General features: G+C 47.8%; 10 protein-coding genes and 1 pseudogene. 6 read left to right on the top strand and 5 right to left on the bottom strand.

Annotated features, from left to right (window positions below; all coding sequences use genetic code 11):
- Window positions 1–22 precede the first annotated feature (22 nt).
- The 4 genes and pseudogenes from CWB99_RS24525 to CWB99_RS01785 form a co-directional block, all read right to left on the bottom strand.
- Window positions 23–157, bottom strand: a pseudogene (locus tag CWB99_RS24525) (transposase); the annotation flags it as partial.
- Window positions 158–1332: 1175 nt separating this feature from the next.
- The gene (locus CWB99_RS01795) at window positions 1333–1794 is read right to left on the bottom strand and encodes an NfeD family protein (RefSeq protein WP_138550887.1); all 462 of its coding nucleotides are present in this window, start codon (window positions 1792–1794) and stop codon (window positions 1333–1335) included.
- Window positions 1791–2750 carry a slipin family protein gene (locus CWB99_RS01790; protein ID WP_046007417.1) on the bottom strand — a complete coding sequence of 320 codons (960 nt, stop codon included), beginning with the start codon at window positions 2748–2750 and terminating at the stop codon, window positions 1791–1793. The genes CWB99_RS01795 and CWB99_RS01790 overlap by 4 nt, the downstream gene beginning before the upstream one ends.
- Before the next feature lie 58 nt (window positions 2751–2808).
- Window positions 2809–3918, bottom strand: coding sequence for an alanine racemase (locus CWB99_RS01785; protein ID WP_138550888.1), 1110 nt, complete (start codon window positions 3916–3918; stop codon window positions 2809–2811).
- A gap of 289 nt (window positions 3919–4207) precedes the next feature.
- On the opposite strand from CWB99_RS01785, the gene CWB99_RS01780 reads away from it, so the two are divergent.
- Complete coding sequence (locus tag CWB99_RS01780; RefSeq protein ID WP_138550889.1) at window positions 4208–4831, top strand: class I SAM-dependent methyltransferase; 624 nt, start codon at window positions 4208–4210, stop codon at window positions 4829–4831.
- Window positions 4832–4836: 5 nt separating this feature from the next.
- Here CWB99_RS01780 and nudB read toward each other — a convergent pair whose 3' ends face one another.
- Window positions 4837–5277 (bottom strand): dihydroneopterin triphosphate diphosphatase, encoded by a 441-nt coding sequence (gene nudB / locus CWB99_RS01775; protein ID WP_138550890.1) that lies wholly within the window; start codon window positions 5275–5277, stop codon window positions 4837–4839.
- A 532-nt stretch (window positions 5278–5809) separates the two neighbouring features.
- On the opposite strand from nudB, the gene CWB99_RS01770 reads away from it, so the two are divergent.
- The 5 genes from CWB99_RS01770 to CWB99_RS24520 all read left to right on the top strand — a co-directional run bounded on the left by CWB99_RS01770 (window position 5810) and on the right by CWB99_RS24520 (window position 13842).
- Window positions 5810–6862, top strand: coding sequence for a tetratricopeptide repeat protein (locus CWB99_RS01770; protein ID WP_138550891.1), 1053 nt, complete (start codon window positions 5810–5812; stop codon window positions 6860–6862).
- Between the two features lie 109 nt (window positions 6863–6971).
- Entirely contained in the window at window positions 6972–8840 is a 1869-nt protein-coding gene (locus tag CWB99_RS01765) for a M6 family metalloprotease domain-containing protein (RefSeq protein ID WP_138550892.1), read from the top strand.
- A 371-nt stretch (window positions 8841–9211) separates the two neighbouring features.
- Window positions 9212–11842 (top strand): TonB-dependent receptor plug domain-containing protein, encoded by a 2631-nt coding sequence (locus CWB99_RS01760; RefSeq protein ID WP_138550893.1) that lies wholly within the window; start codon window positions 9212–9214, stop codon window positions 11840–11842.
- A gap of 95 nt (window positions 11843–11937) precedes the next feature.
- A complete protein-coding gene (locus CWB99_RS01755) occupies window positions 11938–12759 on the top strand; it encodes a substrate-binding periplasmic protein (RefSeq protein WP_138550894.1) in 822 nt (273 codons plus the stop codon).
- Window positions 12760–12786: 27 nt separating this feature from the next.
- Window positions 12787–13842, top strand: a complete 1056-nt coding sequence (locus CWB99_RS24520) for a cache domain-containing protein (protein ID WP_249331614.1) — start codon at window positions 12787–12789, stop codon at window positions 13840–13842.
- The last annotated feature ends 8 nt before the right edge of the window (window positions 13843–13850 follow it).

Genomic DNA, 13850 nt, shown 5'->3' with positions numbered 1-13850 from the left:
AGCGTCCATATATGTCTTTTTAATTTTTGCGATGCTCATAAGATTTACCGGTTATTTTGTCTTCACCGCACAGAAAGGCTCGTCTTACGCAGCGAGATATGCAGTGATAGTACTTGGTGTCCACCAAACTGATTTGATTCTTCCGTGCGGTTGGCATCTTGTTCGTCCTTATCCTTGGAGCTGATTACAAGCGTAGACGGTGGAGGTTTGGCGCACAAGTTTTGGGCTGGGTGTCTTTTTAATTTTTTGGTTTCACGCCCGGCATTTTTTCGTAAATTGGCTTAAAGGCTGCTTCTATTCAATACCCTACATTAAAGCGTGTTTTTGCATGCTAAGTTGCTCTGATCGTAATTTATAAACGCTAAATCAATGCGTTACGATCTGCTGCCAATGCCAAAATTACATTTTGTCAGTAGCTTAGATAGCATGCCATTGAATTTTATAACTTTTACTCGTTTAAGAAGGGCTAAAATGTCAGTAAGTCAGCGGTTTTGGGAACAGCCGACAGGACATCGACATTTTTACCCCCTACAGCCCTTGTACGACGCGGCCTCGATCCGCTATAGTACTGGAGACCCCGACTTTAGAGGGGATTGAGACGATTCAATTTCTTGAACTCGAGTTGACTTAGACGGTACCGGTGACCCCGACTTTAGAGGGGATTGAGACAGAGAAACTTTTCTACTTTTTAATTGTGACGAAGTACCGATGACCCCGACTTTAGAGGCTGAGAGCCGCCCGGAAAAAGCACCGCTTTTTGCATGATTTGAACACTGGAGGCAGCACGCCGTAAGCCAGTTTCAGTATTTTGCAGGGAAAGCAAAATAGTAAAACAGGCCCTGGATGGCCGATTCTGGCGGACGCACTACTTAGCGCTTCATGGATGAATCAACGATGTAGTTGTTAAACTAAGCTATACAAACACCGAGCTGATTTACTTCCCTGTAGCTGGGGCCATCGCGCATCCATGCGCTCACTTCAGTAAGCTGCGACGATACTTAATCGTCGGTCTTACTTCACCCACCCGGAAAAAGCACTGCTTTTTCAGGCTCGATGAGTGAAAATCATGCGTTTTAAAAGCACCGCTTTTTGCATGATTTGAACACTGGAGGCAGGACGCCGTAGCCAGCTTTGGTATTTTGTTGGGAAAGAAAAATAGTAAAACAGGCCCTGGACGGCCGATTCTGGCAAACGCACCGCTTGGACTTCATGGATGAATCAACAAAACAGACTTTGAACTAAGCTATACAAACACAGAGTGAAATATTGCCTGTAGCAGGTTGAACGGTCTTCCCTGACCTAACTGCCTTGCGCTGCGAAAAGGTGCTACTGTCACTCGTCACCGAGCGCTTCCACCCACAGTACCCCAACACTTTTCTTGACCACTTTGACCGTGGTGCCTTTTGCAATAGGCGTTTCGCTTTTTAGCTGCCAGGTGACCCCGGAGTAGGCATGGGTGAGCTGGCTTTGCTCATTAAGGTCATCGCTGAGTACCAAGGTGATATCGGCAAAGTCGCTGTTTACTTCTGTGCTTTGCGTTTTAGCTTGCATACGCTTGAGCGGTTGCCACAGTACGCCTGCCAGAGCGGCGGTTAATACCGCATTAACCCACAATGCATTCATCAGGGTGGCGTCCAGTAAGCCAGCAGACATCATCAAACCACTCAGGACCAGTGACAGACCGAGGAAAAATAGCACAAAGGTGGCAAAGCCCAGTACGGCGACTTCTATGATTAAAGCCAGCAGCCCGAGTACAATCAGGATCTGGCTCAGGTGTTCAACAAACAGGGTCACGGCTGCTCCTTTTGCTTTTTATTCAGGCTGTTGATGATCGACATGCCTTGTGCCACCAAAGAGCTGGGGTCGGTGCCACTTTCAGGCAACAAGACCACGGAAGATTCACGGGCAATGGCCTCTTTGGCAACAATGGCTTTACTGGCCAGGTCGAGCTGAATGGCTTTTTGGCCTTCTTCTGTGTTGGCGGCTTCACCGACTTTTCTCAGCGCATCCGCTTGCGCCTCTGCGACTGCGATAATGGCTTTTGCTTCACCTTCTGCTTTTAGGATCTGCTCGGCTTTTTCTGCCTCTGCAGCCAGTACCTGGGCTTGCTTTTTACCCTCGGCTACGTTGATGGCGGCTTGTCTGTCACCTTCCGATTCCAAAATCTGCGCACGCTTAACCCGCTCTGCTTTCATTTGCGCTTCCATGGCTTCCATTACTGAGTTGGGCGGCACTATGTCTTTGATCTCATATCTGAGTACCTGAATGCCCCAGGGGTCGGATGCGGCATTGATGGCAGAGACAATATTGGTATTGAGCATATCGCGCTCTTCAAAGGTTTTATCCAGCTCCATTTTGCCCAGCTCACTACGCATGGTGGTTTGCGCCAGTTGAGTGACGGCGAAGATGTAATCGTCGACGCCATAGGTGGCTTTGTAAGGGTCCAGCACCCGAAAGTACAGCACACCATCTACAATCAAAGAGATGTTGTCGCGGGTAATGGCCGACTGTGAAGGCACATCGACGGCTTGCTCTTTAAGGCTGCGATCGGCAGAGACCTGATCGATAAAAGGCACAATAAAGTTCAAACCGGCTTCTTTGGTGGACTGGTATTTACCAAACCTTTCTATGATCCAGGCGCGGTTTTGCGGCACAAACTTGATGCTACCTTTGAGCACAAAGATGATAAAAATCAGTAAAAAGGCCTCAACGGTGAGGAGGTAGTCGAGAATGAGCGTGATAGGGTCCATGTTTATTCCTTCTTTATTTCCGTGTCTGTACTATAGCAACAATGCTGAATGTGGACCATTACCAGCCGCCAAAACGTGTCCAGTAGTCCATTTCATCATCCGAGATCACCTGATACCCCGCATGTTGCGCGGCGGTGGCACAGGCGTGGTTCGGCAAAATACGCAGTAAAGTACCTATGGCAAAGTCGTGAGTGCTGAGTGTGTTTGGTAACACGACGATACCATGCTCCTGATTGGCACTGTTGACATAAAGCCCGGGTAAAACGTGTCCGGCTTCATCACATACCTGACCGTAACCGCCTGGCTGTGACGCCAGACCAAGGTCGCGTGATAAGGCCATCCAGCCCGCGTCCAGGATCAGCCAGTTCTTTTCCTGATTATGACCAATCACCCTGGTAAGGACGCTTAAGGCGATATCCTCTGGCTGGCATACCCCAAGGTCAGCCATAACAAGATCCATACTAGCGTAAACGCCAGCACGAACTTCGGTGACTTGGTCAAACCCTTCACCCAGCAGTGCAGTCGGTGTGGAGCCTACGCTAATAACGTCACAGCTGATTTGGTGCCTTTCCAGTTTGCTGGCGGCATCGCGCACGGCTGCTTGTTCTTGCTGTGCCATTGCTCTGATTTCGTCCAGGCTGCGGCAGTCATATGCGCCGCCAGCATGGGTCAGGACACCACTAAACAGTTCTGCGCTTTGCAGAATTTTAGCAATGGCAATGAGCTGGGGATCATCCGATTTTATGCCGGCCCGCTTGCCATCACAGTCAATCTCGATCAGGCAGCTCAACTGGCAATCATTTTCCCGACAAAAAGCATGGACAAATTGCGCCTGTTCGAAGCTGTCCATAAGAATGTGTATAGTGATGCCCTGGTTTTGCAGGTCCAGTATCTCAGGTAATTTGTGTTCACTGATCCCCACGGCATAGGTGATATCTTTGCAACCCGCTTGAGCAAACTGTCGTGCTTCTTGCAGCGTCGAAACCGTGCAGGGCGCCGACAGATCACCCAGCATGTACTGAGCGGCATTTACCGACTTCAGGGTTTTTAGGTGTGGTCGCGAGGTCACATTAAAGCGCGCCAGCTGTTTATTTAGCCGATTGATATTGTTCAGTAGCTTTTGCTTATCCAGCAATAGACACGGGGTCTGTAAAGAATCTAGTGACATAAAAACTCCTGGTGTAATGGATCCCTGACGCAGGTAACAGGCTGCAAAAATAGGGGGAATCCTGACGTGCTCTCAATCATACAGGTTACTTGCGATTAGTCGTGAATAATTCGCGGAACTGAGCCCTTCATATGGCAACCAATGTATACGTATTTGTCACTAAATCAAAGCGTTAATCTTGACTGAACCAAGGCCATATTTAACCAAAATGTCATAATTGTGCCTTTATTATTGTCTATGATGGTGTTGTATCAGGAACATATATAACAACGGTTGGAGCCTAGCATCTATGCCTATGCAATATTACGAAGACAATGCACTACAACTTGCCAAAGTGTATCAATCATATCGCTTTGAGATGCTGCATGCTTCCTGGCTAAAATTTGTGACGCCATTGATGTCTGAAACAGGTCTGAAGTTCCTGGATATCGGTGCAGGAGCTGGCAGAGATGCCCGGTTTTTTGCTGAGCAGGCTGAAAATGCAGAAGTGGTTGCGGTAGAGCCTGTGTGTTCATTAAACCGCCTGGGGCAAGCATATACCCGCGATATGCCGGTTAACTGGTATCAGGATGAGTTGCCCTGTTTGTACAAAGTACGTAAGAACCATGCTGCCTTTGATGTGATTTTGGTCAGTTCGGTGTTTAACTATTTGCAGTCCAGTTCCGGCCAGCAGGCAATGCTGACCTTGCGCACTTTGCTAAACCAGCATGGTTTGCTGGCTATCAAGCTGCGCCATTGTGATGATGAGGAAGCACTGAAAGTGCGCGGCATGCAAAATTGCTCGGTAGAGTATATTCTTGATATCGCACAAAAGGCAGACTTGCATTGTCTTGAGGTAACTGAACCCGAAGAAGATGCGCAGGGCAGAGCCTCAGTCACCTGGCAGACGCTGCTATTTAAACCAGCTCAATAGATAAATTAAACCAGTTCAATTGATAAAATTTCCTGGCTGTTACTGGTTGACCAGGCTTGCTCAGCTGCTTGTTGCTGGGTGAGCCAGCGATAAGCCAGGTGCTCTCCTGGCGCAAGCCGCACTTCGCAACCACTCGGCACACAGACACTGAATACATACTCAGTATTAACAGTCGCACCTGCCACATACCTGTGCCGCCACTGCTCTCTGATGGTGTACTGATTGCACTTTTGATGATCTTTGATAGTCACCCCTAGCGCCTTTGCATCGATGCCTGTTTCTTCGAGTAACTCTCTGTAAGCCGTTTCAATCGGTAACTCTCCGGGATCAACGCCGCCCGTCACAGATTGCCAGAAACCGGGATCGTCTGCGCGTTGTAACAGTAAAAATTCGTTGTGAGTAGTATAAATGACGACAAGAACGGAGTGAGGTAGTCTGAGAGTCATAAGTGTCCGCTGTACTATTTTTACTAAATTTACCCAAAAGTAAGTCAGTTTGGCAAGTACAAGATTACAGGCAAAAAAAAAGGCAGGAAATGTCCTGCCTAACCTCCAATAGCAACAAAACTGTGCCAGGAAATACCCAATAAACCAACATCCTTGTTGGTAAGCTCTACTTCTCGGGAGTTCATTTGGAATGGCCCGTGTGATAAGCCATGCCCTAAGGAACGACTTCATGCTATCGCAGTGTTTTCCAAATGTAAACATATAAATGAGAAATTTCATATTAATAATTTAATATTTTGCTTTTTTGTCTATTTTTTACCAATAAAATTATAGGTTTCCTGTATTGGTTCTGATGTGGGTAAAGTTGGGGTTTGGATTTTTCGTTAACAATTGTGTTTTTTTTGTGTGTGTTTTGGGGCGTTTTTTGACCGAATTGCATTAATGATGGTCAATCAGAGTTCAGTGTGTTCTCTGGTATATTAATTGTATCTGTACCATGCTTAGCTAGATTGCAATTAGGTGTCTCTGATTTATGCTCACAAGCTTGTTATTTTCCGCTGCCGTCACTTTAACACCTGCGGAGCTGTTCAAAACGTTAAACCAACTGAAAGACCTGAATGACAAAAACCCAACTCAGGCGGTCGCCTTGTTTCGTGAGGTGAATAACAAGCTGCCCGAGGAGCCGAGTAAAGGGTTATTGCAAGTTTACCTTGCCGGTCTGGAATCGGGTGTGCGCTCACATGATGCGGCTGCTGTGTCGGGTATTATCAACCAACTGAGCAAAGAACAGTGGCAAAGTTATCTGCATGGAGAGCACATCCATGTTATTGGCTCTTTAGCTGTATACCACAGGCGTATGCAGGACTATCAATATGCACAACAGCTTAACGAGTGTGCATTAAATTATGTCGTTGATGAGAAGCAGTACGCCCGGATTGCGAATAATCTGGCGGTGGTTTATCGCTTTACGGGTCAGCATAAGAAGGCCACAGGTATACTGAAAGAAGCTATGATGCTCTCAGATGACAGAGAGATCATTGCAAACATTAAGAACAACCTGGGCAATCTGTATTTTGATAACAATAGCTATCGAAATGCCCAGCTGATGTATATTCGGGCCTTTTTATTTCACTCAGAAACGGAGCAGTTTGGTCATGCCGCAGGGACGGGCCTGAACCTGCTAAATACACAAATTCATTTACGAGACTGGGGCGGGTTTATGCGCTTTAAATCATCCGTCGCGACTCAGGTAAATGCCAGTGGGCAGGCCGTTTTCAATGACTTCTATCGATGGCAACTGGCAGTATTCGACACTGTGGTTGAATCACGGGTACTGCAATCGGATATGCGGGACAAATTAATGGCTTCAATGCCGACGCTGATTAATTCGGAATTAACACCTTCTATCGATCTTTATGTGCAATTACTGGCAAATAACGCCATTTCTGACGCCTGGTCTGCTGCAAAGGCAAAACAGCAGCCCGAGCAAAGCGATAAGCCAGTTGCTACACGGATCACATTGCGGCGGTGGTGCGGCCAGGTTGCACATACACCTGGTGGAGACAGGAGATCGACGTCCAGGTAATAAAAATTTAAATTTGATAAGTTGTAAAAATACGGTTAATAATTAAGTTCCCAATTTCATATCAAACCTGATATGGGAGGGGCTATTACACATGTAAAGGAACTTAATTATGCGAACACTACACGCTTTATTGGCTGTCGGTGCGGTCACTGTGACCACACTGGTTCAGGCCGCAATCCCCTACAATAATACGAGTTACCAATTTACTCAGCCGAATGGTCAGACTGTGACCTTATACCTGCAAGGTAATGATTACTACGCAGAGCAACGGACCGCGGACGGTCGCCTGGCTGTTTACGATGCAACACTTAAAGGCATGGCTTATGCTAAGGTCAGCGCGGATGGCGCAACGCTGGTTTCAACTGGTCAATTAGTTGAGAGCCAGCACTCTGTTCAGCGCCTTGCAGTTAGTGAGCCACAGGCTGGTCTCAGTGATGTCGCAAAAGCTGCGTTAGTTGCATCAAAACGCGCACAAATGCTGGGCAGCAATAAAGTCTCTCACTCGTCCATGATCCATACTCAGGGGGCAGAAGAGATCAGCGGTCAGGTGAAAGGGCTGACAATTATCATCGATTTTCCGGATGAACGGGGCAGCATTTCCAAAGCACAGGTAGAGCGTTTTCTGAATGATTTAAACTACACTGAATTTGGTAATGCTCAGTCGGTGAGGGGCTACTTTCGATCTGTATCAGGCGATAAGCTGGATTACACCAACACGGTGACACAGTATTACACCGCGAAAAAGAACAAAGCATATTATGCCGATTCCAGTCTAAGCTCGACGGTTCGCTCTCAGGAGCTGATCAATGAAGCATTACAATGGCTCGAATATCAACAGGGATTTGACTTTTCTCAGCTGACCACCAACAGCAGTAATCAAATTCGTGGCCTGAATATCTTCTATGCCGGTAACTCGGACAGCGCCTGGTCAAAGGGGTTGTGGCCCCATATGGCCAGGCTCAGTCCGCGTTTTTGTGCCGATGGCGTCTGTACTGACCGCTACCAGATCACAGATATGCGCGCCAGCCTGGCGATAGGCACGTTTGTTCATGAATCGGGTCACTTAATTACCAACTGGCCAGATCTGTATGATTACGATGGTAGCTCTGAAGGATCCGTTGCCAGTTTTGGTGTGATGGGATACGGCGCCATTGGCACGACCAATCGCTATAAACCAACGCCGCCAGTGGCGCATTTCAGAGCCATTGCTGGCTGGGACACAGTAACAGAATTAAACCCCGCGATTAACGCCAATGCGCCATCGGGCCGGCTAAGTCATACCTCAGACAGCGGTACTTCTTATAAATGGACGAATCCGGCCAACAGTAATGAAGCGTTTTACATAGAAGCCATTCACAAGTCGGGGCAAAACTCCGAACAACTCGATCAGGGACTGGCTGTGTGGCATGTCGACAGTCGTGGCAGTAACTCCAATGAGTGGTATCCGTACATTCAGATGGAGCATGGTGACGGCAATCGGGACCCGGAATACAAACGCAACCGTGGTGATGGCAGCGACTTGTTCGATGTGGCGGGAGAATTTACCCAGGCTTTACCCAATGCACAAACGTCTCGGGGTACCAATGCGCTGTGGTGGAACGGCAGTGATTCCGGACTCAGGATCCGCGATATTTCCGACCCGGCACAAACCATCTCTTTCACTATCGAGTCGGCCACCCAACCTGAACCGGATACCTACACCGGCACTTTGAGCGATAAGCAAAGTGCGATTGAACCAAATGGCACCTGGTTTCAGTATGGGGGCGGCACCATAGGTTTGTCGCTAAGCGGCCCGGCGAGTGCCGATTTTGATTTGAAAATAGAGAAATGGCTCAATGGTCGTTGGCAACAGGTTGCCATTTCCGAAACACCCACCTCCACGGAGTCGATCAATTACAGTGCATCATCTGGTTATTATCGTTTTGTGGTCTATTCCTACTCAGGCGCGGGCAGCTATACGCTTCGGGTGAGTAAATAGACGAAAGCGGTAATCGGACGTGCCTGGGAAAATTGGCCAGGCACGCTTGCGCTTAGTCGGCCATATTGGGTAAAAAACCGCACAGTTTTACCATGACTTTGAAATCTCAGGCTATGCTTAACACAGCAATGTGAAAATGCTGTAGGAGCGATACCACCTTGTGTCTATTGTTTTGCCACACCTTAGGTGAGTAATTCTGGCTACTTATCTGATGTAAGTGTCTTACTTGTATTACTAAGACACTTGTATCGCTGCTAGCGGCAGAGCGAAAGCCTTACACTGGCGAGACGTGTCAGCGAGTTGGTAGCTGTCGTACTCCAGGGAAATATAGCACTTGAGAACTTTACCGTCAGAAAGAACAAGGTGAAATCATGTGCAACTCCTCGCTCAGAGCCCAATCTCTGCTAATGCGGGCTCTGCCTATACTACTCTGTCCGGCTCTGGTCGTGGCTGAAACACCAACTAATGCCCAAGGCAATGAGCAAAGCGCCATTGAGACCATCACAGTAACAGGCTCGCGGATTAGGCGCTCGGTCCAGTCAGAGAGCGCATCTCCTATATCAAGTACTGAACTGAGTGACCTGACGGATATTGGTGCCAATAATGTCAGAGATCTCATCGAAGTTTTGCCGTTTAATGCAGGCTCGCAAAACAATTCAGATAATTTGTCACAGAACTTCACTGCGGGCACTTCGAACGTCAACCTCCGGGGGCTGGGTGTGTCTTCCACATTGGTGCTGCAGAACGGAATTAGACAAGTCACGTCTGCCGTTGTAACCGATCAGGGGGCAAGCTTTGTTGATACAGCCTCACTGGTGCCAACTCTGGCAATTAAACGAGTCGAAATACTCAAAGATGGCGCATCTGCCATTTACGGCTCAGATGCCGTTGCCGGGGTTGTGAATTTTATCACCCGTGATGATATGGAAGGCACAGAAATCCAGTATGAGTATCGGACACGCTGGAGCGATGGAGATCAGGATGACACTAAAATAGACTTTGCCCATGGTGGTTATGTTGGCGACACCGGTCATATGCTATTTGCGGTCAGTTTTCTTGAACGCTCCAGTTTATTACTCGACGAAGTGGATTGGCTACAGCCTGCAACCAGCAGTTTCGGAAATCCCGGTAGTTTTGTTATTCCTTCTCTTGCAGACGAGAACAACCCCAGCGGCCTGACGGTTGCGGATCCAAACTGTGTACAAAATGGTGGGATTTTCTCCGAAGGGTCGAATGGCAATTCGTTTTGTTTGTTCGACTTTGGACCACAGATCACCGCAGTACCGAACGAAGACAGATTGCAAGCCTACGCTCGTGCATCCTGGGACTGGAGTGATACAACACGTTTATGGGCGGAGTTTGGCTATGCCAGGAATAAAATAACCCGGGAGGTGTCGCCCAGTTTTCCTGTGCTTAATGCGCCAAGCGTGCTGGCCAGTCACCCCGACAATCCCTACGGCGAAGATATTTTCTTCAGAGGTCGCCCTTATGGTGTGGGAAAACCGACTGAAATCAATTACTACGACCATACTACATCGCGCTTTGCGATAGGCGGAGATGGCGAAATCACCGAAGGCATTTACTGGCAGTTTTCGTTTGTTGCCGCGGCAAACGACGCCATACTGAACCCCAGAGATGTTATCACAGATAACTTCCAGGCTGCCTTATATGGTTTCGGCGGGACAAAGTGCAGCGGGGCATCTCAGGCTGGGCAGGGCGAGTGTTTCTATTTCAATCCTTTTGATCCGAACGAGCCGGACAATGAACGACTGAGAGACTACATTATCGGTGACTACATCGGCGATGCTGAATCAGAAATGCGCGTTTATGAACTGGTCATAACCGGCGAATCTTTGTTTGAAGTGGGCGGGGGAGATGTAGGGTACGCGCTTGGTATGCAATATCGTGATGAATCTATCAACAATGTCTACGATTCATTCACTCAGCAAGATAGTTTTGCCTTTTTGATTGGTAACCAGAACTTTTATGGTGAACGCGATGTAAAAGCGCTGTTTGCTGAAGTACTTGTGCCTGTGACACTCGACTTAGAAATAGGCGCGGCAGTACGCTACGAAGATTATGGCGAGTTTGGCGGTGACACCACCAATCCAAAAGTCTCCTTCTTGTGGCTGGCCAATGACATGTTTTCGTTCAGGGGAACCTACAGTACTTCTTTTAGAGCGCCTTCTGTGCATCAACTTCAGGGCGTACAGACAAACTTTGCCAACATAACCGACCCTGAGGACGGGTCCACAACCTTTGGCGGCAATAGAACAGTGGGAGACCCAGACCTAGTGCCGGAAACCTCACAGGCGGTTAATCTTGGCTTGACATTCTCTGCTGATGAGTTGTCTGTGGATGTTGATTACTGGGACTTTTCTTTCGAGGATGTGTTGACACGAGAGAGTCATCAGGCGGTGGTCAATGCCAACCCAAATGACCCAAATCGGGTGATCCGCACCTCGGCCGGTACTATCTCTATCGTCAATACCAAATTCATCAATGCTGAGGCCATTGATACCTCTGGTTTGGACATCAGTGCCACCACTATGTATCGTACCGATATGGGGGATTTCAGACCACAACTTAAAGCCACCTATTTGCTGAGCTACGATTTGATGGATGCATCTGGTAACACCAGTGATGGACTGGGCAAGCTCAATCGCAATACGGTTGGCAATCCGGCTCCGCGTTTAAGAGGAAGCATTGGCCTGAACTGGTCTGATGGTGAGCACAGTGCCAATGTATACCTGCGTCATGTGGCCAGCTATGAAAACGATGTCAGCGGAGAGTCTATTGGCTCTTTCAATACCCTTGATTTGCAATACAGTGTCAATCTTGGCGAGGTTATCAGAGATGACTCCGAAACCCGCCTCATAGCAGGGGTCGTCAATGCAACCGACGAGGATCCACCCTTTGTAAGTATTGCGGGCAGCTATGACCCCAGAACTGGCGACCCAAGAGGGCGTCGGGCATACATTAAGATTCAGCTGAGTCTTTGAACTATGGTCTGGTGTTTACATAAGTCACTGTATCGGCCTCATTACTCAGTTGCTGGGTATATGATACAAACAGCTCGGCGAGAGACGGTGTAACTATGGCCTGTCGGGTGCTACTTCACTTCGTTGCGTTGCTATGTTTGCTGGGGGCCAGTTTACCCGAGGAGCGAGTCATCAAACTCGTGACGCTGGAATACCCTCCTTATGAGTTTCAGGGGAAGAATGGTCCCAGTGGCATTGCCGTTGAACTGGTACGAGAAGTATTCAAACGCATGGAGCAGCCCTATACGATTGAAATTTTACCCTGGGGCAGGGCCATCAGAGAAGTCGAAACGGGCCGCTACGATGGTATTTTCACTATTTATAAAACCCCGCAACGACTCAAGTTTTTAGATTATGCGGACGAAGTATTGATAGATCAGTCTATTGCGCTGTTTACCCTGAGGAAAAACAATATTCACTTTGACGGCCGGCTCAACTCCCTGGCGCCTTACCGGATAGGAGTGATGCACAAAGTGAGCTATGGATCTGAGATCGATAAGGCCATCAGTACCGGCGTATTTGAGAGTGTGGTGACGACAGACACAGGGCGAAGAAGTTTTGAGCTGTTGCTTGCCGGCCGAGTCGAGGTGGTGATCATCAACAGGCTGGGCGCGTTTGAGATCATTAAGCAACTCGGGATTGAAGACTTGGTTGCTGAAGTCCCCAGTTACAGCTATGAGATACCCAGTTTTATCGCATTTTCTATGGCCAAAGCCCTGGATAAAACCAGGCTGGAAGTTGAGCAAACGCTGCGGGAAATCAAAAAAGACGGGACTTACGATAAAATCTTGCAGGAGTATCTTAAACACTACAACAAGGAAGAATCCATATACGATACGTCGCCGCAGACCGGCAAAGACATCGAAGAGCGCTCCTAGAGTAGCGCAATAAAGAGGCCGAACAGCGTGAAACTCAAAATAAAATCCAGGCTGATCTTGTTGTCATTGATCCCTGTGATCATCATCTCATCGGTTGTGACCCTGATTACTTATCTTGAGGCCAAAAAACTCAATGAAGTGCAGGTTGACCTGAGCCGTAAAGAGATGATGCGGATGAAACGCGTTGAGCTCAAAGCATATCTGGAAATAGCCAAATCAGCTTTAACTCCTCTGTTGCAGGGCGACCATCCACAATCAGATGCCATTGCACTTCTGAAGAACACTAAGTTCAGTGGTAGTGGCTATTTGTTTGGCTTTAAACCCGATGGCACCCGGGTAATGCAGGGAGACAGTGATCAGGGGATTGGTAAAAACTTTATCGATTTACAAGACAAAAGAGGCAATTACCTGGTACGGGATATTATTAATTCTGCAAAAACAGGTGACGGCTACTCCGTTTATTATTTTCCCAAGCTGGGTCAGACAGAGCCTTTGCCCAAGCTGGCTTATAGTATTTATATTGCCAAATGGGACCTGGTCGTGGGCACGGGTTTTTATACCGATGATGTGGATGCATTGGTCAAGTCAATGCGAGATAAAAATGAAGTCCAGCTTTACGAGAGCATTACGAATATATTGTTGTTCACGCTAGTGGTATCCGTTGGCGTTGCAGCTTTAGGCCTGATCATCAGTAAGAGCATTACAGTGCCCTTATCTAAGTTTGAAGGCACCATCCATATTTACGCAGCCAGAGATGCCGATTTAACGGTACGCATTCCGGATTTTACCGTTCCTGAGTTTGACAGTTTGAGTCGGGATTTTAATATTTTCTTAGGGCAGCTGCATGAATTAATCAAAAAGGTTGCGAAGCTGACCAATGAGGTTGTTGATGAAACCCAGCAAATCTCTTCGGCTTCCGGAAATATTAACTCCATTTTGCTTCGCCAGCAGTCAGAAACCGAACTGATTGCGACGGCAATGACGCAACTAATAGCATCAGCAGAAGAAATTTCGCGCAATGCTAATGAAGCGGCAAATTCTGCCAAAAATGCCGATGGCAGCGCCAAAGATACCCGCGATTAGGTCGATGA

This window comes from Pseudoalteromonas rubra, assembly GCF_005887095.1.
Taxonomy (GTDB): domain Bacteria; phylum Pseudomonadota; class Gammaproteobacteria; order Enterobacterales; family Alteromonadaceae; genus Pseudoalteromonas; species Pseudoalteromonas rubra_E.
This window is presented reverse-complemented; position numbering and strand designations above follow the sequence as displayed.